The organism is Methanosarcina barkeri str. Wiesmoor (assembly GCF_000969985.1).
Classification (GTDB): Archaea; Halobacteriota; Methanosarcinia; order Methanosarcinales; family Methanosarcinaceae; genus Methanosarcina; species Methanosarcina barkeri_B.
In genome coordinates this window covers 1,928,342-1,951,334 of record NZ_CP009526.1, presented here as the reverse complement: position 1 = coordinate 1,951,334, position 22,993 = coordinate 1,928,342, and the positions used below count along the sequence as shown (strand labels likewise).

Annotated in this window: 20 protein-coding genes and 1 pseudogene; 10 read left to right on the top strand and 11 right to left on the bottom strand. The window is 40.3% G+C overall.

Going from position 1 to position 22,993, the window contains the following annotated elements; translation table 11 throughout:
* Window positions 1-502 precede the first annotated feature (502 nt).
* The 3 genes from MSBRW_RS08345 to MSBRW_RS08330 all read left to right on the top strand — a co-directional run bounded on the left by MSBRW_RS08345 (window position 503) and on the right by MSBRW_RS08330 (window position 2,930).
* Window positions 503-931 (top strand): hypothetical protein, encoded by a 429-nt coding sequence (locus MSBRW_RS08345; protein WP_011308090.1) that lies wholly within the window; start codon window positions 503-505, stop codon window positions 929-931.
* Between the two features lie 267 nt (window positions 932-1,198).
* Window positions 1,199-2,413 (top strand): HD domain-containing protein, encoded by a 1,215-nt coding sequence (locus MSBRW_RS08340; protein ID WP_011308091.1) that lies wholly within the window; start codon window positions 1,199-1,201, stop codon window positions 2,411-2,413.
* A 202-nt stretch (window positions 2,414-2,615) separates the two neighbouring features.
* Window positions 2,616-2,930, top strand: coding sequence for a hypothetical protein (locus MSBRW_RS08330; RefSeq protein ID WP_048102984.1), 315 nt, complete (start codon window positions 2,616-2,618; stop codon window positions 2,928-2,930).
* A 391-nt stretch (window positions 2,931-3,321) separates the two neighbouring features.
* Here MSBRW_RS08330 and MSBRW_RS08325 read toward each other — a convergent pair whose 3' ends face one another.
* Complete coding sequence (locus MSBRW_RS08325; RefSeq protein WP_011308092.1) at window positions 3,322-3,792, bottom strand: hypothetical protein; 471 nt, start codon at window positions 3,790-3,792, stop codon at window positions 3,322-3,324.
* Window positions 3,793-3,857: 65 nt separating this feature from the next.
* Between MSBRW_RS08325 and MSBRW_RS21025 the strand changes: the two are divergent.
* Window positions 3,858-4,534: pseudogene (locus MSBRW_RS21025) on the top strand (IS1 family transposase).
* Window positions 4,535-4,851: 317 nt separating this feature from the next.
* Here the strand turns inward: MSBRW_RS21025 and thsA are convergent.
* The 3 genes from thsA to aspS all read right to left on the bottom strand — a co-directional run bounded on the left by thsA (window position 4,852) and on the right by aspS (window position 8,871).
* Window positions 4,852-6,495, bottom strand: coding sequence for a thermosome subunit alpha (thsA, locus tag MSBRW_RS08310; RefSeq protein ID WP_011308095.1), 1,644 nt, complete (start codon window positions 6,493-6,495; stop codon window positions 4,852-4,854).
* Window positions 6,496-6,730: 235 nt separating this feature from the next.
* On the bottom strand, window positions 6,731-7,429 hold the full coding sequence (gene rpiA / locus MSBRW_RS08305; protein ID WP_011308096.1) for a ribose 5-phosphate isomerase A: 699 nt from the start codon (window positions 7,427-7,429) through the stop codon (window positions 6,731-6,733).
* 107 nt (window positions 7,430-7,536) lie between these two features.
* On the bottom strand, window positions 7,537-8,871 hold the full coding sequence (aspS, locus tag MSBRW_RS08300) for an aspartate--tRNA(Asn) ligase (RefSeq protein ID WP_011308097.1): 1,335 nt from the start codon (window positions 8,869-8,871) through the stop codon (window positions 7,537-7,539).
* Between the two features lie 945 nt (window positions 8,872-9,816).
* On the opposite strand from aspS, the gene MSBRW_RS08295 reads away from it, so the two are divergent.
* The 4 genes from MSBRW_RS08295 (at window position 9,817) to MSBRW_RS08280 (ending at window position 13,400) form a co-directional block, all read left to right on the top strand.
* Window positions 9,817-10,497, top strand: a complete 681-nt coding sequence (locus MSBRW_RS08295) for a metallophosphoesterase family protein (protein ID WP_394298284.1) — start codon at window positions 9,817-9,819, stop codon at window positions 10,495-10,497.
* 645 nt (window positions 10,498-11,142) lie between these two features.
* Entirely contained in the window at window positions 11,143-12,540 is a 1,398-nt protein-coding gene (locus MSBRW_RS08290) for an ammonium transporter (protein WP_048103449.1), read from the top strand.
* Window position 12,541: 1 nt separating this feature from the next.
* Entirely contained in the window at window positions 12,542-12,889 is a 348-nt protein-coding gene (locus MSBRW_RS08285; RefSeq protein ID WP_011308100.1) for a P-II family nitrogen regulator, read from the top strand.
* A gap of 82 nt (window positions 12,890-12,971) precedes the next feature.
* Window positions 12,972-13,400, top strand: a complete 429-nt coding sequence (locus tag MSBRW_RS08280) for a hypothetical protein (RefSeq protein ID WP_011308101.1) — start codon at window positions 12,972-12,974, stop codon at window positions 13,398-13,400.
* A 309-nt stretch (window positions 13,401-13,709) separates the two neighbouring features.
* On the opposite strand, the gene MSBRW_RS08275 is transcribed toward MSBRW_RS08280, so the two are convergent.
* Window positions 13,710-14,330, bottom strand: a complete 621-nt coding sequence (locus MSBRW_RS08275; protein ID WP_011308102.1) for a phosphoribosyltransferase — start codon at window positions 14,328-14,330, stop codon at window positions 13,710-13,712.
* A 432-nt stretch (window positions 14,331-14,762) separates the two neighbouring features.
* On the opposite strand from MSBRW_RS08275, the gene MSBRW_RS08270 reads away from it, so the two are divergent.
* Window positions 14,763-15,659: a hypothetical protein gene (locus MSBRW_RS08270; RefSeq protein ID WP_011308103.1), complete on the top strand. Its 897-nt coding sequence runs from the start codon at window positions 14,763-14,765 to the stop codon at window positions 15,657-15,659.
* Between the two features lie 43 nt (window positions 15,660-15,702).
* Here MSBRW_RS08270 and MSBRW_RS08265 read toward each other — a convergent pair whose 3' ends face one another.
* From MSBRW_RS08265 to MSBRW_RS08245, 6 genes are all read right to left on the bottom strand, one after another.
* On the bottom strand, window positions 15,703-16,593 hold the full coding sequence (locus tag MSBRW_RS08265) for a thiamine pyrophosphate-dependent enzyme (protein ID WP_011308104.1): 891 nt from the start codon (window positions 16,591-16,593) through the stop codon (window positions 15,703-15,705).
* Entirely contained in the window at window positions 16,593-16,724 is a 132-nt protein-coding gene (locus MSBRW_RS23840) for a hypothetical protein (protein WP_268990294.1), read from the bottom strand. The genes MSBRW_RS08265 and MSBRW_RS23840 overlap by 1 nt, the downstream gene beginning before the upstream one ends.
* 711 nt (window positions 16,725-17,435) lie before the next feature.
* Window positions 17,436-18,797, bottom strand: a complete 1,362-nt coding sequence (locus tag MSBRW_RS08260) for a PFL family protein (protein WP_011308105.1) — start codon at window positions 18,795-18,797, stop codon at window positions 17,436-17,438.
* Between the two features lie 62 nt (window positions 18,798-18,859).
* Entirely contained in the window at window positions 18,860-19,138 is a 279-nt protein-coding gene (locus MSBRW_RS08255; protein WP_011308106.1) for an ACT domain-containing protein, read from the bottom strand.
* A gap of 476 nt (window positions 19,139-19,614) precedes the next feature.
* On the bottom strand, window positions 19,615-20,124 hold the full coding sequence (locus tag MSBRW_RS08250) for a shikimate kinase (protein ID WP_011308107.1): 510 nt from the start codon (window positions 20,122-20,124) through the stop codon (window positions 19,615-19,617).
* Window positions 20,125-20,563: 439 nt separating this feature from the next.
* Window positions 20,564-20,827, bottom strand: coding sequence for a hypothetical protein (locus tag MSBRW_RS08245; RefSeq protein ID WP_230670024.1), 264 nt, complete (start codon window positions 20,825-20,827; stop codon window positions 20,564-20,566).
* Window positions 20,828-21,371: 544 nt separating this feature from the next.
* Here MSBRW_RS08245 and MSBRW_RS08240 point away from each other — a divergent pair.
* The gene (locus MSBRW_RS08240) at window positions 21,372-22,826 is read left to right on the top strand and encodes a phytoene desaturase family protein (protein ID WP_048136539.1); all 1,455 of its coding nucleotides are present in this window, start codon (window positions 21,372-21,374) and stop codon (window positions 22,824-22,826) included.
* Window positions 22,827-22,993: the final 167 nt, after the last annotated feature.

The window sequence follows — 22,993 nt, the reverse complement described above, 5'->3', positions numbered from 1 at the left end:
TTCTCATGATGTCGTTTTTTAAAATCCTGTCTATAGTCTTTGGAATGACTTGTGAACAAAAAACATAGGCACGTTTAACCGATGACGTTTTTCTTTGACGAGTAAACAAAATTCCTTGAAAATCGCAGTTTAATTTGTCATTTTCAAAGGCTTACCTAAATTTTTTATTTCCACCGGAAATTAAGGTAAAAATTAAGGTGATATATAAGGTAAGTGTTACAAATTGTACTATTTTTCCTACTAATTGCATGTAACATTAGGATTCTAATTTACAATTGAAATTTCAGATTTTATGTTATTTTTTGATATTGATGTTTCAACTGCAAAAAATAGACATGTTAGATAAAATATGACAATTGAGTATAACGTTAATATTATACATAAATAAGTGAAGTTCATATGTTAGTATGTAGTATCTGTATCAAGGCAATTTAAGACAACTTAAGGCAACTATAATTGGGTGCTTACATAATGGCAAATGCAAGCAGGATACAGTCGAATTATGGGCGAGATACCCAGAGTGATGCACGAAAAAATAATCCTTTATAATAAGATAAGTGATCGGCCATTAAATATTTCAAAGGCTATAGAACTGTGTATAACACGGTCTGTTAAGAGAATTGATGATGAGTTACTCGAAGAAGCTTCAAGAATTGAAGACAACACGGTTATGGTTCTGGCTTCTGATGAAATTTACGAAGAAATAAAAGATGATTTTGGAGACAAGGAATTAAATTCGATTGATATTCATAAACATTTTAGAGAGATTCTTATACGTAAATATTCGCAGCCCAATGATATTATTATTAAAATGGTGATTTATCCAATTGATGACGTTAAATATGATGAATCTGCTCAACAGGTTGTTTTTTATGCTAAGGGGATTCGTTGCTTTTCTTTGTTGCCGAGTAACCACTGGAACAAGTATTAAGACAATGTTTAATCACATAAAATAATATTAACCCTCATTTCTTTTTTCTCCGAGTTAAACTCACAAATCAAATACCGTGCTTATTCTCAGGCTTCCTGTTCTATTTTCCTAGTTATAGCTGTATGTTTGGAAACAGGGCGCTCTAAAAACGTCTTAGATACCGTGAAAATAATTCAAAGAGATTTTAATATCAAAGTCACATAATTCCATATAGTAATGTGTGTATATACATTAGTTAAATGAGTATCATTCCAAAGGAGCGAAAAATTGAACAAAATATTAACTAAATTCAGACCACACGCACTTAAAATAAAAGATGCAGGTGGTACATTATACATAGTAGGTGGAGCAGTACGCCGCTTTTTAATGTGCCAAACTCCCCATGACGTTGATTTTTGTGTATGTGGATTGACAGTAGATACGTTTAAAGACTTGTTTCCAGATGCACGCCAACAGGGGAACCAGTTTCCTGTTTTTGTGGTAGACGATTGTGAGTTTGCTATGGCACGTACTGAAAAAAAGGTGTGCGCAGGATATAACGGATTTGAAATTAATTCAGATCCGTCTGTAACAATTGAAGAAGATCTTTGTAGAAGAGATCTGACAATCAATTCAATTGCAATAGACGTAATTACAGGTATGATTGTAGATCCGTTCAACGGGGCAGAGGATCTTATAAATGGGATAATAACTCCAACATCAGACGCATTCAAAGAAGACCCGGTAAGAGTTATTAGGGCGGCGAGATTTATGTGTGAATATCCCACGTTCAGAGCATCACCAACGTTGATTATGTATATGTTAGATCTGGTACATGAAATTAAATTGATATCTGATGACCACAAATTTTCCGAACTAAAAAAGGTATTTTCATCTCCAAAACCATCTAGATATTTTAACATTTTAAATTTGGGGCACGCTCTATACATTACATTTCCTGAAATATATTCATTGATAGGAATCCCACAAGCTCATCATAGCGATGGAGACGCTTTTGAGCATACTATGAGAGTGCTTGATGATTGTCGAGAATTAACCGATGATCCGGTTTGCTTATTCGCGGCACTCACCCATGATTTAGGCAAAGCTACAACCCCGACAGAAATTTTACCAGCACACCACGACCATGAAACAAGAAGCGTGGAGATTATTGATAAAATAGATTGGGTTCCAAATGAATGGAAATATTTTGCTAAGGTCTTTGCAGCCGACCACATGAGGGGGCACAGATTCAGAGAAATGAGGAGAGGTAAGAGAGTATCACTACTTGAAAGAATACATAAGTCTAACAGAGGATTAGAGGGTTTTTGCAAAGTCTTATATGCAGACAAACCTACTCCTGGCACAATGAGGGACATTGCTTTAATGCATGCAACTTACGCGAAGATTTACTCTATTTCTGGAGACGATTTGCCCGCCACAACTCCAAAAGGCGAAGCTTTCGGAAAGGTATTACATCAGAAAAGAGTAGAGATGATATAATGAGTTTTGTAAATTTAAATTTTGAGAGTAAAGGCTATACTGCAAGGGTATTCCACGTTAGAGAAACTAGGAACGGATATCATGTCGTAACTTCTGGATTTGAAAAGAAAGTGTTATCAGGGATTCCATACGTTAGTGTTCAGAGCGATACGTTATTGTATCTCGATTGCATAGGGTTTGAATATAAAGGTGTGTAATCGCAATGCCTAGACATTCAAAATCAAAAGTTTGGCCTCAAACATCAAAATTAAAAATCTATACACGTCCTGAAGATATCGTTATCTATACAGAAACAGATGAGCGAGGACATGTTCAAACAAATAAAAAGGGATGGGAAAAATTCAAAGCTACTGTGATATTAGGGACGTTCCAGGATAATGAAACATTCATAGAAGTTCCTGAAAATACTCTAATTTGGACATGTAATATCACAAGCAGAGGGCGTTTATCTCAGTTAGTTCATGAAGGGGAAATTTATTCGAATGAAAAAGTTACTGTTTTAGTGCATGTGATATAATTAATATATTTTTTTGGTTATGGAGTCACATAATTATATATAGTAGAGTGACCTATTATAATATAGAAGTACAATAAGAGGCGCAACACATAATCGGAGCAATAAACCAAGAATTAGGCCGGATTGCTGGGACACAGCACCATCAATGGGGAATAAGAAACACTCATAATAACACGATTCCAGAACTCCTTGAATTTAAACCTTGGTTTGTGGCTGGAATAGAGTATTACTCAAAAAAAGGTTTTGTGCAATCTTGAGTTGTTTTTGACTTATAAAAAATATCTACATAAACGGTTGTCAGGGTTAGTTGTAGTTGTGCAGGTTATCCCATATTCGATATACTCTTTGATATTACCTTCTCCATGTCTTTAAACCAATAGGCCTAACAATGTTAAGCATTGAGATTTTCAACGTGGATATCAGTTTTTCCATTTGATGAATTCCCTACCCCTAACGACGTGGTTCCGTCCTCTAACATCGCAGCAACATTTACGTTCGGGTTTATAATGCCAGATTCTTCTGCAATTTGTTTAGATACTATAACTATATCAGTTAGATCATTTTCTAAGGTCTTTTTAGCAGGGACGTTTTTAAGATAGTAGGTGACCATTATCAAACCAGTTGAAGACTGATCTTTTGGTGAAATGTATATAACTTCTACTTCATCAGAGCCATAATAGTCTTTTACTATTTTAATTAATTCATTTTTCTTAGTTTCAGACAGCTGCGCGGTTGTTGAAATTTCAGTTTTTTTAGATGTCGATGTTTCTTCTAATGTAGAAGTTTCGATAGGTTCTGCTGTTTCCTCGGCTTCTTGTTTAGCAAGTGCTTTTTGGTATTCTTCTTGAGTTGTTTCATCCATTTTAGAACCTGAGTTGGCTTTGGTAGTTAACTATAGATATATATTATGAGAACCTATATTTCTATATGAACTGCCCAAGGTGTAATAGTTCCACTCACAAAAAGAATGGTATAGTTTTTGGACGTCAACGCTACAAATGCCATGATTGTGGATATAACTATACCGTAGAGGTAAAATCAACTTCTATCTCCCCTTCTGTTAAGAGACAGGCTTTGCAACTCTATCTTGAAGGGTTAGGATTTCGCTCAATAGGAAGATTTTTAGGAGTAAGTCATGTTTCTGTCCAAAAATGGATAAAGAAATTTGGTCAGGAGTTGGAGGACCTAAAAAGCGAAAATGAGATATCTATTGTTGAAATGGATGAGATGCACACTTACATCGGTAACAAAAAAAATATTGCTGGATCTGGATTGCTGTTGATAGAGTTGGGAAAATTCATCCACTGCTCTTTTGGCAACAGAGGAACGGAAACTGGACAACTAATATGGGAAAAATTAAAGCAGAAAGAGATTGGAGAAGTGATGACAGATCACTGGAGAGCATATGCAGAGTTTCTTCCAGAAAATATTCATACTCAATCCAAAAAACGTATACAGTTGAAGGATATAATGGCATATTGAGGCACTTTCTGGCAAGGTTAAGACGAAAGACAAAATGTTATACGAAGAGTATTGAAATGCTAAAGTACTCTGTTCTTCTATTGATGAAACATAGAAATAAAGAAATCGCTATAATTAGTTAACAATACCCAATCTGCTTTTCAATCTGCTTTTCAATCTGCTTTTCAATCTGCTTTTCAATCTGCTTTTCAATCTGCTTTTCAATCTCTCTTTCAATCTGTCAGCAACCAGCAATTAGAGCAGACTCTATAAAACAGATAACATTTTCACATAAAAACGGACACGAGAAACGTTCACAAGATAGAAACGTTCACAAGATAAAAAAGTTCACAAGATAATATTGACCATACAAAAGACTGAAAACGTAGGCAAAAATAAAGACGGGCACAGAAGCTTCTGTGCTTACCGTGCTTTAGGAGCTATTAATAAAATCGGTTTTTTACCTGCGCATATTAAGTGCAGGAGCTGACATGCCATCATAAGTGCTTGCCATGTGCTCGGGTTTTACGTCCTGCATGTCGGCGCGCTGTGCGCGAAGCATATCATCCACACGAAGCACCATCACTGCGGCTTCAGAACCGGCTTTGACAGAGTTGACCTTAACCCTGAGAGGATCAACAATGCCTTTTTTGAGCATATCTTCAGCAGCACCGGTATTGACGTTCAGGCCTGCGTTTTTGTTTTCGGTATGCTTTGCCCTGAGGTTCACTATTGTGTTGATAGCGTCCAGACCTGCGTTTCTGGCAATTGTCCTCGGGATTTCTTCGAGAGCATCTGCAAAAGCCCTGATTGCCATCTGTTCACGCCCACCTATACCGGGAGCATATGCCCGAAGCTCAAGTGCGACTTCAACCTCAGAAGCCCCGCCACCTGCAACTATCCTGCCGTCTTCTATGGCACATTTTACTACCCTGAGGGCATCGTCAATTGCGCGTTCAAGGTTGTCAACTATGTGTTCTGTACCGCCCTTGATGACAATGGATACGGATTTTGCACCCTTACACTCTCTGAGATAGGTCTTGCCCTGGTCGCCGTCCCGGTCCTGTTCAAGAAGCCCGGCGTGCCCGAGTTCTTTCTGGGTCAGTTCTTTGATATTGCGGATAGGCCTGCCGCCTGTGGCGTCTACAAGGTGCTGCATGTCTTCGTTCTTAACCCTGCGGGTTGCATAAATTCCCCGGTTTTGCAGGTAGGCTGCAATCTTGTCATCCATGCCTTTGGAACAGAAAACCGCATTTGCCCCTGCTCTGATGATATAGTCTGCCATTTCGAATAAGGCTTCTTCTTCCTGTTTTACAAAATCCTCAAGATCACCATATGCGTTTATCTGAAGTTTTGCTTTGTTTGCGGTCTTAGCGATCTCCATAGGGGCATCAATCAAAGCAATTGCAGGGTTCTCAATTCTGAGAGGGAATTCTTTATCCAGAGCGACCTTGTCTATTACAATGCCTTCAACAAATTCGGTATCTTCTATCTTGCCGCCGACATCTTTTGAAAGAATAACGTCTTTAAGGTCAACTACTCCCCTTTCACGAATTGAGAGCGCAGCATCCACGCAGAGCTCCGCAATCAAACGACCGTACTTTTCAGAAGCTTTGCCCGTAATAGAGGTTTTGGCAACTTCTAAAAGCTTCTCCTTTTCATTCTCGGCAGTTGAGATTGCCAGGCTCTCTAAAATTTCAACAGCCTTCTCGGCTGCAAGCCTGTACCCCTTGACAACAACTGTCGGGTGGACTCCACTCTCAATAAGGTCTTCTGCTTTTTCCAGCAGATTGCCTGTGAATACGACAGCACTTGTAGTCCCGTCCCCAGCCGAGCTTTCAAGTGACTCTGCAACTTCGGCCACCATCTTGGCTGCTGGGTGCTCAATGGACATATCATGTAAAATGGTTGCACCGTCATTTGTGATTGTGATATCCCCGATAGGATTGACAAGCATCTTGTCCATTCCCCTCGGTCCAAGCGTGCTTTTGACTATACTGGCCACTGCCTTTGCAGCCGCGATGTTCATGCTGAGCGCTTCTTTTCCCTTTGTCTCTTCTTTTTTAGGATCTATTATTATGATTGGCTGGCCACCTTTTTCCATCTGAACCAAAACCTCCTTAAAATGAAGTCTATGTATCGAAGCTTTTCTACTTGATAATTTGAAGTTGTCCTGGCTATAGTCACTTTTAGCCCGAGATCAGCCTGAAAATACGATTTCATCAGTTGCCTTGTGTGAAGCAGTATTTTATCAGAAAATAACTGATAATACTTCTATAAAAACATACCGGGTATATTCCGATTATAGAAGGTGAAACATTCATGTTTCCTGATTACTTTCACTTCTTGACTATCTCCACTGATCCATCTTTTTTCCCGATATAGAGTTCGTCCACATTGGAAAATATTCCATGCTCAACAACTCCAGGAATTGAAGATAGTTGAAGGGCCAGACCTTCTGGATCGTTTATTACGCCGAAATTTGCATCAAGTACAAAGTTTCCATTATCAGTTATCACAGGGCCGTCTTTTCTCAGAGCTAACCTCGGCTCAGGCTTTCCTCCCAATTGCTTTATTTTTTTAATCACAAGAGTTTTTGCAAAGGGAAGAACCTCAACCGGTATAGGTTTATCAAGCTGGGTGCTCGTTTTTGATTCGTCAGCTACGACCAGAAAACGTCTTGCAGACGCCGATACTATCTTTTCCCTTGTATGGGCAGCTCCCCCACCTTTGATTGCGTGCAGCTTCGAATCGACCTGGTCTGCTCCATCAATGGCGATGTCCAGTTCCGAATGCTGGGCAAGGGTGGTCAGAGGGATGCCGGCTTCGATGGCAAGCGTTTCAGACTGGTATGAGGTAACAACACCCAGAATTTCGAGACCTTCGTCCCTGACCCGCCTGCCGAGTTCTTTTATCGTATATGCAACTGTTGAGCCCGTTCCAAGTCCCACAACCATTCCCGATTCTACCATCCGAGATGCAGCGATGCCAGCCGCACGTTTTTCCGGGGAATCGGTAGATATATTTCTTTCTGTCATGCTATGTTCCCTTCCGGTTCGAATCCTGAAAAAATTATGAAATCCCTAAACTGGAGATTAAACTGGAGATTAAACTGGAAGTGTTTAAACTCCAAAAAGAAGGGATTTCAGGGAGAAAGTCTTCTCCTGTCCCTGGGGAAGAGTACAGTGTCCCTGATATTCTCGGTTCCGAGCATGGTCATGATAAAACGTTCACAGCCCATGCCCCAGCCTGCATGAGGAGGCATGCCATATTCGAAAGCTTTAAGGTAGAACTCAAAGCCTTCAGGGTTGAGGCCCTGTGATTCTATCCGGCTCTTAAGCAAATCCGGAATATGGATACGCTGAGCTCCTGAGGAGAGTTCCATTGTGCGGTGCATCATATCAAACGACTTGCTGTACTCCGGCCTGTCCTCATAAGGCATGGCATAGAAGGGTTTAATCTCAGTCGGCCAGTCAATAATGAAATAGTGAGATTCTCCTGTAGTCTCGTAGACGTAATTGCCCACAATATGCTCTCCGAATGTGCCTAGGTCGTCTCCCCAGTGCATTTTCTCTTCCGAGCGGGCGTTTATGATCTCGATGACTTCATTATAGGTAAGCTTAAGGAAAGGAGTTTTTGGGACTTTGAGCTCAATACCTAGCGTTTCAAGGGAAGGCTTGCACTTCTCAATAACCTGGGCATAAACGTAAGCCACAAGGTTTTCGAGAATTTCCATCACGTCAAAATGGTCTGCAAAGCTGACCTCGACATCAATAGAAGTAGCTTCGTTCAAGTGCCTGCGGGTATCGTGCTCTTCGGCTCTGAAAATGGGGCCAATCTCAAAGACCCTGTCAAAACCACCGCTCATAAGGATTTGTTTGAAGAGCTGAGGACTCTGGTTCAAAAAAGCTTCCCTGTCAAAGTAAGTGATTGGGAAAAGTGCAGTGCCGCCCTCGGTTGCAGTTGCTACTACCTTTGGGGTTGCAGTTTCGATAAATCCGTTTTGTACAAAGTATTCCCTTGTAGCCTGGAGAGCCTGATGCCTTATCTTAAAAACCGCAGTAGTCTCGGCCCGCCTGAGGTCAATGAACCGTGAGTCCAATCTGGTATCAAGTTCAGCTTCCACCTTGCCTGTAGTATCCATTGGCAATGGAGAATTTGCAACATTCAGGACAGTGATTTCCTCAGGAAGCAGCTCGTATCCGTTCGGAGCTTTCTCTTCGAATTTAACGGAGCCGGTTACTGAAATTACCGACTCGCGGACAAGCCTTCTTGCAGCATCAAACAACTCTTTATCGATCTTTTTCTTTACTAGAGTGACCTGAGCCTTTCCTTCCCGGTCTCGAAGTACTACAAAACAGATTCCGCCGAGGTCTCTTACCTCATGGACCCAGCCTGCCAAAGTAATTTTCTGACCGTTATCAACTTTTTCGGGTTTAACATCGGCTGTATAATGTGTTCTAAGTTTTGCTAATGACATAAATTCACCTTGATTATGGAGTAAATTAAATGAAAAATGTAAGAATGAAGCTGAAACGTAGGTGAATAGTCATAACTCATTATTAATTTATTTGTTGCCCGAGTCCCGTCACCCGAGTCCCGTCTCGGGAGGACGGTGCCCTTTTCGCTCACTTCGTTCGCTCAAGAGGGCTAAATCATGATGAAGATACTGAACTGAGTCAATAAAGCTAATTTAAGGACAAGAAATGTTACATTTTCAACTTGCTCAGGAGGGGCGATTTACCTAATTTAACCGTTAATCGGCTTAACATAAACCCTTTGTGAAAAGGTTTGACCGAAAACCCTTGGCAACGTTTGAGTTTGAAAAATATATCCTCAAACCCTATCCTGCATGATCACAACCTTTTTGAAAAAAGGTTTAGCCGAAAACATGGCAACTTTTGATTTTGAAATCCTTATCCTCAAACCCTATCAGACGTGATCAACCAGCGCAACGGTTGCAGGCCAGCAATTGTAGGTCGATGCTTTTGCAAGCCACCTAATTTTAAAAGTAGAGTCCTTCTGCCCGACCCGTTTTGGTATTTTTACAACAAATGGATGAAACGAAGTCTGCCGCGCGCCCGACTACTGGTAGAAAATGGACTGAAATGAGCTGTGTACATAATTGGGTAATTTAGGTTTATAATTTTTATAGACATTGTCCATGAATAATAATTAGGTACATATTTATAGTACTCAAATGAGGTTTTGAAAGAGAAACTGTCTTTTTTAACGAATTATAATTAGATATTTGTAAATATGTAGATTTTGAGAGATAGCTATATATAATGGCACAGAAGTTCTGTGCTCTGAATATAAGAGATTCAATATATATTACAAAATTAAGAAAATCAGAGGAAGAAAAATTATACAGATTGTACATCTTTCAGATATTCATTATTCAGATGCGTACTTTGTTCCTGAGATTGCAGAGTCTATGGTTGACGGTATAAACCAGCTGGAACCGAACCTTGTCGTGATTACAGGTGACCTGACCGAGAATGGGTTTTCAGCAGAATATGATGGAGTAAAGCGGTTTATTGACAGGATTGAATGTAAAAATAAAATTCTTGTTCCGGGAAATCATGATTCAAAAAATGCAGGATATGTGCACTTTGAAGACCTCTTCACAGACAGGTACTTTTCACGGAATTTTGAGAATGTTACGGTTGTCGGGGCCGATTCTTCACAGCCCGATCTTGATGAAGGTCATCTGGGCAGGGAAAACTATGGCTGGATCAAAGAAGCTTTTTCAGGAGAAAATTTCAAGGTTTTTGCCATGCACCACCACCTTGTTCCTATACCACTGGCAGGCAGGGAGAATACTGTCCTTGTGGATGCAGGCGATGTGCTCGAACTTCTGAACCGCTGCAAGGTGAATCTTGTCCTCTGCGGGCACTGCCACATTCCCTGGGTCTGGAACCTCAATAACATGCTTGTGGTAAATGCAGGCACTTTTTGTTCTTCCAAAACAAGGGGAAAGACAAAGCAATGTTATAACCTCATCCAGGCTGACAAAGAGAATCCCGCTGGGGACTGGAAAGTCCGTGTATCCAGAGTTTTTTCAAAAGGAGATCGGGAACTGGTTACTGAAACAGTAATGTAAAAGGCCTTAAACATTTCAAAATTTCTACCTCTTTCCCTTTTATTCTTTTTTATTCTTTTTTATTCTTTTTCATTCTTTTTTCTTTTTCATTTTTCCTTTTTATTTTTTTTAATCACTTTGAGAGCACGAAGGGTGATGAGATCTGTCCCTAATGCCAGAAGTGAAACAAAACTTCACGTGTTTTTTATTTCTTTCATACTATCGACTCTGTATAAATGTTCCACTTGAACTTATATAATTAGTTTATAAACCACTATAAAATGTATCCAAACTGGAATTTCAGTCTTCATATTAAGGGAATCTGGCAAAAGGAAATTTGACTATTTCTAAGAAATCGAGCAGGAATTCCGGCAGCGTGTCCAATCTTTAAGGCTTGCGCAGGTGCATACAATTTAAGTTTGTACGTTTTAGCTTTTTGTAGTTGATTCGGAAAGTTTTTCTACAAAACCAAGAAATTAGTTTCTAAGAAATTACGTCTTTCACTTATTTCTGGATATGCGTAGCAGAGAACTTTGTAACTATTTCTTTATATATACATTGTAATACTTACTGCAAGTAATCGAAAATTTTATATACAATAGAGTAGTCAACCGGTTACTGGTTTCCGGTGAAGAAAGGAGGCAAAAAAATAATATGGTGAAAAAGATGGAAAGACTAAAAAAATTATCGATAGTTACGTTTATTTTACTTATAGCACTGGTTTCACCAGCCCTTGCAGCAACGTCCGATCAAAATGCCGCGTCGATTGAGGAAATAAAGACTACACTAACGTTTATGTGGCTGTTACTGGCAAGTGGACTGGTATTCTTTATGCATGCAGGTTTCTCGCTTGTGGAAACTGGGCTTACGAGAAGTAAAAATACCGCCAACATTCTGATGAAAAACTTCATGACTGTTGTCCTGGGTATTCTCGTCTACTGGGCTGTTGGCTGGGGCATAATGTATGGAGCTGATGCCGCAGGTCTAATAGGAACCAATCAATTCTTCCTGGCAGGCGCGGACAATGCAACCTGGAACTCGTGGTTCTTCCAGATGGTTTTCGCGGCTACTGGTGCGACTATAGTTTCAGGAGCAATGGCTGAGAGAACCAACTTTAAGGCCTATCTTGTCTACTGTATCATGATGGTAGCCGTAATTTACCCTATATACGGTCACTGGGTCTGGAGCGGAGCGGATATGGCCCTCTTAAGTGGCGCCGATAGCCCAATAGTAAAAGCAATTGGAGTGGCAAGTCATGACTTTGCCGGTTCTGGAGTTGTACACTCAATAGGAGGATATTCTGCCCTTGCGGGTGTAATTCTTGTGGGCGCAAGGATAGGGAGATTTAAAAACGGAAAACCCATACCTATTCCAGGTCATAACCTGACTATTACCTTCCTGGGAACTCTTATCCTGGCTCTCGGATGGTTGGGATTCAACGGAGGAAGCACCCTCAATGCAAATGATCCTTATATGAACCTGGTAGTAGTCAATACCTTCCTTGCAGCCGCTGCAGGAGCTCTTATGGTCATGATTATTACCTGGGTAAAGACTGGAAAACCAGATCCATCCCTCACTGCAAACGGGCTTCTCGGCGGGCTTGTAGCGGTTACCGCCCCCTGTGGATCGATATCAAACTGGGCAGCCCTGGTGATTGGTCTTGTTGCCGGGATAATAATTTATGTAGGTGTCATGTTTAATGAAAACAAACTGAAGCTGGATGACCCTGTAGGTGCAATTGCAGTACATGGATATTGTGGAAGCTGGGGACTTATCTCTGTTGGGCTCTTTTCCATAGGGATGGGAAACGGGATTCTTGCAGATGCCACGTACGCTGCTGCAGTACCAGGACTCTTCTACGGTGGAGGAATTAGCTTACTGCTTATCCAGCTTGTATCCGTACTGGTAACCATGGTCTGGGGATTTGGTATCTCATATATAATCTTCAAAATCCTCGATGCCGTAATAGGGCTTAGAGTATCAGAAGAAGAAGAAATCATGGGCCTTGATATCAGTGAACACGGAATCAGAGCATATCCCGAATACCTGATGAGGGAGGAATAACATGACTAAAATGTGCAAAATCGAAGCAATAATAAAGCCCATGAAGCTGCATGAGGTAAAAGATGCCCTTGAAGAAGCCGGGTATCCTAGCCTGACAGTAACTGATGTCAAAGGACGTGGACAGCAGAAAGGAATCGTACAGCAGTGGAGAGGTAAAAAATATTGTGTGGATCTTCTTCCCAAAACCAAAATAGAGATCGCAGCCCCTGAAGACAAAATTGAAGAGATTATTAAAATTATTCAGAGTTCAGCGTATACTGGAGAAATTGGAGACGGAAAGATCTTTGTTACCCCCATTGAAACTGTAGTTAGAATAAGAACTGGAGAAAGAAATGGAGATGCTCTCTAAACTGCATCTCCTTTTTCTTCAATCTCCTTTTTCTTCATTTACAATTATTTTTTAACAATTTTAGGAATCAGGTAGAAGAACTATGAACGAGTTAAAATCCGAAACTCTAACATTTGAAATTCCCCGTAGATACGGGATGCCTGTAATCAAGTTATACTTTTACGTAGGGTTGATTTCCGCCATCCTGTTAAGAAGCATAATTATAGCTGACCACTACAGCGTTTTCTGGGGAAAAGCAATCTGGTATATTGGAGTCGTGGGTTACCTCTGGTTCTTCACACACAGATATCATATTGCAAAGAGAAGGTTTGTCGTTGTCAAAAACCTGGACCTGCTGGAAAAAGTCAGGAATCGGCAGAACCTTTCGGATAAAGACCTTGAAGGACTGGAATATCTGCTGTGCAGTCTTTCTATATCAAAAGAACGTGCAAATTACCTTATCATTTCAGTGCTTTCAATTGTTGCAATAGTGGTGTCCCTGAGCCTTGATCTGGGGATTTTGAAGCTCTAAATGAGATATATTCATTATATCCTCATTAATAGAGAATTTCATACTGTCATTACTTTAGGAGTGCAAAAGGTCGCAGAACCCTCTCTTCAAGTGAGAGATAAAACTGACCTTTGCCAATTTTTGTCTTTTTAGTTCTATCGATCCGTTAATTCTGCGATTCTTAATTCTATCGATCCGTTAATTCTGCGATTCTTAATTCTATCGATCCGTTAATTCTATCGATCTGTTAGTTCTACAGATTCGTTATTTCTATCGATCTGCTGGTTCTATGATCTTATCTTTTGGTTTGAACCCCCTTTCGTGAAGTGTCTATTGCTTGAGGCTCCATAACTTTCTTTTATCCTGTTTTGTGCTTTCAAGCTCACCTCTTTCAGTCAGATCGTCTAGAATTTTGAGAAGTTCGGTTTCCTTGAGATCCAGCTCATACCTCTGCTTAAACTCAACTATAATTTGAGAGATATCAAGGGTTCTGTTCTGGATAATTTTTTCCGCAAACCCTGCCAGATCCTCATACCTGGCCCAGGGGTAAATGATCCAGCGCCATTTGAGAACCTTCTGGGCATAAAAATCAGGCGTGAAATTCGAGCAGATTTTATGCTGGAGCACTGCAGTCCTGACAGATTCAGGCTTCAGGTTTAAAAGGTAATCTACTGCAAGATGAAGTGTCTCTCCTGTATCGGTTACGTCATCGATAATCAAGATTTTTTTTCCTGTTATATCCACAGGAATAGGGAATTTTATTCTTGCTTCTTCCTGCATATCCGCAGCTCTTGAATAGTGTTCAATCTTCATTGAGGTAAGGTCATTGAAGAGTAAAAAATCGGAAACCAGCCTTCCAGGCACATAGCCTCCTCTCCCTATGGCAACAATCAAGTCAGGCATATAGCCAGAAGTTTTGATTTTTCGGGCAAGAATTCTGGAAAGCCGCAAGACTTCATTAAAGCTTATAAGCTCACACCTGAATGAGTCCTTTTCTGCCTGGCATCGGGATTGTTGAGACTGAATTTTTCTTTCCTGCGTCAGATAAATCGCCTTCTTAATGCATGTTTTATAACCTGCTGGTAGTGCGAATTGACGGATACTTAATAAAGAGAAACAAGATCCTTTTCTAGCCAGTTTAACAATTTAATCTAACGAGTTTATCGGTTTAATGACTTATTAATCCGTCTGAAAGCTCACCATTACCTGAAAATATTTGAATCCAGGAAAACATAAATAAAGAGTATCTGGAAAATAAGTGAGAAAAATAAAGCGGAGTAGGAATTGATGAGGATAAAAGACTTTTTGAGAATAGTGTATACTGAAACTCTTCTTGCGAGTCTTTTATGAGAAGGACTAGCCGCTGAAAAGGAGTCTTATGCCATGTTTTCAAAGAAAGAAGACAAAATGGTAAACTTGGGTTTTAATTCCGTTAGAGAGAGGTTTGACGAAGGAGTAAACAAGGCCCTCAGTTGTCTGACCGAAATCGGCATAGGCTATGTGAACGAGAGAAAAGAGCCAGAAGCTGAAAAAACAGTAGTTTCCATAAAGGAAATAGGAAAGGCTGCTGCTCGCCAGGGAATGGAGAATGCCGCAGTCAATGCTATTCAAGCTCTTGAAAAGCTGCTACAATGCTCGATGGAGCAGAATATGCAGGAAACGAATGTCCGGGTTCTACTTTCATTTGGAGCTATAGGAAAAACAGCTGCCAAACAGCAGATGGAAATGGCAGCCAAGCTCGCGGCTTCAGTTCTCGGGAGAAGCGGGAATACGGCAGCTCTCCTTAATAAGGAAAGAGAAACTATAGCAGTTATAATAGGGCTTGGAGAAATCGGAAAAGCTATTGCGGGGGTGAAGGTTCCAGATTTTTCGGAAAATGCGGCAATATGTATCTCATGCCTTGGGGATATTGGAAAACTTACGGCTCAGAAGAATCTCGAAGAAGCTGCAGTGGGAATAGAGCTTATGCTTCAAGAGATGGCTGCCGCAGCCATGAAGGAAAATCTCCAGAATACGGTAATAAATATCGCAAGCTCTATTGAAGAAGTTGGGAAAAAAGTTGAGGACGAAAATATGGAAAGTGCGATTCTCCAGGCAGCCTCTGCCCTCCAGACCATTGTGAGCAATTCAGGAAACAGATATCTGAACGATGCCTCAATTGCAGCTAAGATAGCCCTTGAATCCTTCAATGAACTCGATATCATAAATGATGAAGCTAATATAAAAAAGATAGAAGCAATAAGGGAAACGATGAGGGCGCTCTGGGTGGATTCAAAATAAAAATTCAGGATACTGGAACTTCAGGATACTGGAACTTTATTCTTCACTGAAGTCCGAAATGTTTTATATTCCAGTCCGCCATGGCCTGAATCTTCTTTATTTCGTCTTCACCGCCTACCATGGTGAACAGGTGTTTGAACCTTTTCTGGACTCTCAGATATTCTTCGACCGGCCTTGGGTTCTTAATTTTCCTGACCTGGGTAATTTCCCCGTTTTCCATTTCATACATGGGCCAGAGACAGGTTTCAACTGCAAGTTTAGCAATCTCCAGGGTCTTTGAAGTATCAAAACCCCAGCCTGTTGTACACGGAGCATGGGCATGGATGTAGGTAGGGCCCATGACTTCAGTTGCCTTCTTGACCTTCCGAATCATGTCTCTTGGGAAACCTATAGAGGTAGTGGCCACATATGGAGAGCCATGAGCTGCCATGATAGCAGGCATATTCTTCTTAGGACGCGGGTTTCCAAAGGAGAATTTTCCGGGTGGAGTAGTCGTTGTGCTCGCATCATAGGGCGTTCCACTGCTGCGCTGGACTCCAGTGTTCATATAGGCTTCGTTGTCCATACAGACATAGGTAAAGTCATGGCCCCGCTCAAACGCACCTGAAATAGCCCCAAAGCCTATATCCATAGTAGCACCATCGCCTGCAATAACTATAATCTTAGTATTTTTCTTTTTGCCAAGGGCTTTTAAGCCAGCGTCGATCCCTGAAGCCACTGCAGCCCCGTTTTCAAAGAGGGAGTGGATCCATGGAACCTGCCATGAAGACAGCGGAAAAGGCGTACTTGTAACTTCCAGACAGCCAGTAGGGTTAACAACAATGCTGTCAGGGCCTGCTCCCATGAGTGTAAATTTTGCAGCAAAAGCATCACAACAACCCGGACAGGCACTGTGCCCGGATGTGACATACGTTTTCGGTGCAGTTCTAATCATTAATATGCCTCCTTAAGGCCCAGGAGCTGGCTTTCAAGCGGAACTCCGGAATTTTCATCCTGGATTCTTGAATCCTCTGGCATTTTCTCAATAACTTTGCAGTGCTTTTCATTGAATGCCTCAACTTCCATCCCTGCAGCAGCCGGTTAACAACCAGTTAACGGTAAACAGATCTTGATGGTATCTTGTTATAATGAATCTTAGTGATATTTTGTTACAATGAATCTGATATCCTGTTACAATGAATCTGATATCCTGTTACAATAAATCAGAGTGATGTCTTGGTAGTTTCTCGGTTATACAGGGAACTTTCGTCATATTAAAATGAAGGACTTTCATCAAAAGCAAATAACAAATCAAAAGAATAGCAAATAATTGTAAGAAGAAGTCCAGAGACGCTGAATCCGTTTACTGCATCCCCAATACAGTCTCTTCGAAATATTATGCTCCCCCAAACACGTTTATTCTAAGAGATTCTAAGAGACGGATCAGCGGCCTCAGGATATTCTTTTATTCGATGATACCCCGTTTATCCCCTTATTCCAGAATATACGAGTAGCATAAATTATTTTAAATTAATTATACAAAAAATTGCTTTCAAGCAAATATTATTTCCGCACAAAAAATTATAATCCTAAATAGTTTCGAAAAAATAGCCCTGTAATCCCTGTAATTATAGTATCTTCTCCCTGTAATATATTATTCTATGACAAAAACCAGTAATTCTATATTGAAAAATACCTGATGGCGTGTCGGCTTACTTCCGAAAAACAAAAAACAAGTGGCCGGATTTACCGGCTGGTTCACCCTTTAGCTGGTTCACCCTTTAGCCGGTTCACCCTTCAGTTTGTAAGTGACTGTATAGGAGCCGGGATTCTTCCCCCCCGTTTTACGAAAGTCTCGGAACTGAAATTACTTAACGGCATAATTGGGGCATTTCCAAGCAGGCCGCCGAATTCTACGGAATCTCCAACTCTTTTTCCAGGAGCTGGGATAACTCTGACTGCCGTTGTTTTTCTATTTATTACTCCTATGGCCATCTCGTCAGCGATAATAGCTGAAAGGGTGGAAGCAGGAGTATCACCAGGAACTGCGATCATATCAAGGCCGACCGAGCAGACGCTGGTCATAGCTTCAAGCTTTTCCAGATTGAGGGCTCCGGCCCTGACGGCTTCAATCATGCCTGCGTCCTCACTGACAGGGATAAAAGCTCCACTAAGGCCTCCTACTGAGGAGGAAGCCATTGCTCCGCCTTTTTTTACGGCATCATTCAGCAGGGCAAGGGCTGCAGTCGTTCCGTGAGCTCCACAGCGCTCAAGCCCCATTGCCTCAAGAATCGCAGCAACACTATCCCCAATTGCAGGCGTCGGAGCCAGGGAAAGGTCCAGAATCCCGAATTCGACTCCAAGCCTTCGCGAAACTTCCCTACCAACCATTTCACCCATGCGAGTTATTTTAAAGGCTGTCTTTTTGATAGTCTCCGAAATTTCCGTAAGATTTGGGTTTTCAAGCTCGCGAATTGCAGCATTCACAACACCAGGTCCACTGACCCCAACGTTGATAACGCACTCCGGTTCACCGATTCCGTGAAAGGCTCCTGCCATAAAGGGATTGTCTTCAGGGGCATTTGCAAAGACCACAAGCTTGGCACAACCTATCCCATCTCTATCCGCAGTCAAATCCGCGGTCTTTTTAATGATACTGCCCATCAGGCCAACTGCATCCATATTAATCCCTGTTTTTGTGGTTGCAACATTTATCGACGAACAGACCTTTTCAGTGCTTTTAAGGGCTTCAGGAATGGAATTGATAAGTTTTAGATCCCCGACAGTTGCTCCTTTGTGGACAAGGGCACTGAAACCTCCTATAAAGTCTACCTGTGCATCCTTTGCAGCTTCGTCCATGGTTTTTGCAATGGAAACGAAATCAGGAGCCCTGCAACTTTCGGCTGCCACAGCAATTGGAGTTACTGAGATTCGTTTATTGATTATCGGAATACCGTAAAGGCTCTGGATTTCATTTGTTGTACGCACAAGTTCTTTTGCACGGGTGGTTATCTTTTCATAAATATTCTCATTGAAAACCTCAATATCAGGATGGCTGCAGTCCCTCAGGCTGATACCCATTGTTACGGTTCTGATGTCGAGATGTTCCATCCTGACCATCTGGATTGTTTCCAGAATTTCTTTTGGGTTTATATACATGAAAAATTACCTCTCGTTTCAGACAGACTAATTTTCCAGATCATTTTCAGATAGTCTCCAGATCAGATCCTGTGCATGAAGCGGAATGCGTCTTCGTGCTGTACCTTAACCTCGACTCCAAGGCTCTCCCCCTCGGCACTCATAGCCTCCTGGAAAGCCGCAAGGTCGAAATTCTTCTGTGGAGCTTCTGCAAGCATAATCATGGTGAATATACCCTGCATGATAGTCTGAGTAATATCAACAATATTTACATTGAAACTTGCCATCACAGTAGTGATTCTGGCAACAATTCCTACCCGGTCACTGCCTATAACCGTAATTATGAAACGACTTGATGTCATTTTATGTCTCCTGTTGCTCGGACCTTTTTTCCTGCAGGCCGATGCTCAAATGTTATAAACTGAGAGATTTTGCTCAGATTGAAGACCTGATTACTAATAAAGTGAACCGCTGTTTTAAAGTAAACTGTCCTTAAAGTAAGTCATCCATAAAGCCGATTGTTCTTAAAGAAAACCGTTCCTGGATGGAAATGACCCTAAAGGAAACCATTCTTAAAGTTTTAGACCCTGGGAGATAATTTAAAACTAATAACTCTAAAAATCCCAACCCCGAAAAAGTAATTATGTTGAAAAAGTAATTATGTTGAAAAAGTAATTATGTTAAAAAGCAATTATATTAAAAAGCAATTATATTAAAAAGCAATTATATTAAAAAGCAATTATATTAAAAAGCAATTATATTAAAAAGCAATTATATTAAAAAGCAATTATATTAAAACACAACTGGAAACCTTAATGAACCTATTTGAACCACAATTTCAGTTACTCTCTTCAAAACATATCTCAACAATCATTTCAGCGATGTCCTGAATATTTTCTCTCCCTTTGAGCTTTATTGAAAAATCAGCATATTTCTGATAAAAGCCCTTCCTTTCTTCAAAAAGTTCTTTCAAACTCCTATCCCTGAGTCCTACTATGCCTCTTTTTCTTGCATTAGGAAGCCTTCTGGCAATGCTTCTAAAAGCAGTATCCAGAAAGATTATTTTTGAGATTTTTTTCAAATGATTCATGGCTTTTTCGGAATAAATTACACTCCCACCAGGTGAAATAACGCTCCTATCTATCTGCTCGAGACTGAGAATGGCTTCTTCTTCAAACCTGATAAAAGCCGAATCTCCTTCTTTATCAATCAGAGTCTGGAGAGGCATTCCGGTGTTTTCCCTTATCAGGTGATCCACATCGATAAAAGTATAGCCAAGGCGCTTTGCAAGGGCTCTTCCGATAGTACTTTTTCCTGCTCCTGCCATGCCAATTAATGTGATGTTCATTGTCACACTCCTCTAACCTCTGAAAATAAGGGAACCAATTACCTGAAGCTTCCCGACATGGGGCAATTAGGCCTTAAATCACTCGAACAAAATATACTCTCTAGCTATATAAAACGTACAACGTTTCCTTTTATCTTAGAAGAGTCATTAATTTAACCGATTGCTTTAAATTTCAGAAAAGGACCGGAATTCTTCGGTACATGTTATTATTGTAGAAAAAACAGCCTGTAGTGATCCTGTGAAGTGTAGCTAATGAGACTTATAACAAAAAGAAGTTAAAAAATTGAAAACAAATAAACTCTAAAACTCTAAAACTCTAAAAAAACTCTAAAACTCTAAAACTCTAAAAAAACTCTAAAAAAACTCTAAAACTCTAAAAGAAAAACTAATTTAAAATATCTAGATTCTGAAAGAGATTATTTTCTGAAAGAATTCTTTCTCAATATCGATCTTTTTGGTTTATGGACTCAGCACCGAGGCTATGAGTATGCCTTTCAATCGCTTTTGAAGAGTGAAGGAAAGAGAGTGTATATTCAGAAAGGACAATTCTGGTACCTAAGATATAACGCTTCAAAAGTCCTCTGGCAGTTAGCTTATCGACCTGCTCAAGAGAAACGATAGCAAGATACATGAGAAGTCGAATGAAAAACACAAGATGAAGCACAAACATTTTGACCCAGGGACTGGCCGAACTGATTGCCATCCCGCAGATCCAACTGCAAAGCCTGAGAGAATATGAAATAAGACTGTTTTTATATAAATTTAAAAACAGTAGGAGGATTGTAAGAAAAGATATACCTCCAGCTATAAGATATATTTCATACGTCAAATCCATAAGAGTCACAAACCCTTACTTTCTGTTACTATTTTAATTTATGCACTTTTATTCGTTTTCAGAGCATATGGAGAAGTTAAGAAATTGTAACTGGAGTTTACAGAGTTAATTAAAGAATAGGCTTGATTTAGCTACTTTTAGCTACTTTTAGCCAATAATGCAAGAGTAAATAAAAATAACCGGATAGGATGTCCGGAAAAGCGAAAAATCTGTGTATTGGAAAAATTTTTGTTAATTAAAGGTCTACACAAAGTTAAAATTCAAAAGAGAAATTTTAAAATTATGATCAAGTTTTAAGCCGTAACAATTAAAACAGTTACACTGGCTAGAAACTTGCCTCACAGGAAAAATATAGGTCGTAAAAACATCAGTCGTAAAAACATAGGTCGTAAAAATAGAGGTTGTTTTGAAAATGAAAAAGTATGACGTAGTTGTTGTCGGGGCAGGCATAAGTGGGCTTTTAGCAGCTTTAACGCTTTCTAAACACGGAAAAAAAGTCCTTGTTCTTGAAAAAAATCAGCATATTGGAGGAAATTGCAATAGTTACATGGTAGATGGCTATCAGGTCGATACAGGAGTACACGCGATTACCCATCTGATTGAAGGACCTCTGAAGAGGTTGATGGATAACTACTTTGATTTTTTGCCTGTATTTGAGGACTATGGGCATTACTACATTCGGACTGAAAACGCTTTTGTCAAAGTTCCTTCAACCCTAAAAGACTTCGTGACTTTTGAAGTACTTCCAAGAAAAGACAGGCTTATACTCTCTCAGACTCTCACTAAAGCTTTTACTCTTTCCTCATTTGGCATAGACCTTTCAGATCGGGCAGTGTATGAGTTTCTGCCAAAAAGTCTTTCAAAGGATACCTACGATTTTGTGGACACAATATCCATTTCCCTTTCTGGGAAACCTATGAAAGAAACCTCAGCTCAGCGTATCCTGTACGGCAGCAATTTTGTCAGGGATAGCATTACCCAGGAACAGTTTGATGCCATGATAGGGAAACTGGAACCGAAAAAACCCCAGTCTACAGAATCTATCCTTGCCTCAATCCTTCCGTATCATCTCCATGCTTCTCTTCAAGCAAGAATGACCAGGGTTACTCAGCCGTTTACATCTCTGGAAAGACTTGCAACAAATGATTTGAACGACTCTCAGGGTTATCCCAGAAAGGGGTTAAAAGCCCTGCTCAACGCCATCCTTTATTCCCTGCCCGAAACTGTTGAGATCAAAACGGAATGTGAAGTTAAATCCATTCTTATACAGGACGGAAAGGTTTCAGGTGTGGAAGCCGATGAAATTTATATCTCTGACCTTGTTATCTACACGGGTTTTGCAACCGAGCTTCCCAGGCTTATAAAAGATCTTCCTACAGAGTATGTTAAAGACCTCAAGGGAATTGTCCATAGTAAAAGCTTGACCATCTGGCTTGGGCTGGAAAAAGAGTTTCCCAATTTTAATTACACAGGCTCAGAGATCTGGTTCAAGGATTTCGCCTACTGGGCATCTCCTATAAGCAATTACGATCAATCACTTGCTCCAAAGGATAAGCAGCTTATAGGCTTTTCCTTTGTGATCAATGAAAGTAAAAGTGAAGAACAGGAGACAAAAAAGGCCTATGATACGATTTTCCGTGCCCATCCAAACATCGAGAAATATATAGATATGCAGCACGAACAAACAATGATTCCAGAAAAGGCTGCGGTCGCAATTAATGGAAAGTTTGCAGAGATTCGAACTCCTGTTCGGAACCTCTATGTAGCTGGCACCGATACTGACAAGCGCAGCATGGGAATTACACGGGCTGCATATTCGATTATTGAGCTCCTGAAGATTCTTTATGAAGATAAGAACCTTCATTAAAACATAAAAAGATGAAATCTAAATATAAAAACTCAAGCCAAAAAGGTACAAGATACTCAAAAAAGTAAAAGATTCTGAAAAATAGAAAACAAAGGCTATGGAGAAAAATTAAAGGGAAAAAGCAAAAGTCCTGAAAAATAGAAAACAAAGATTATGAAGAAAAGTTA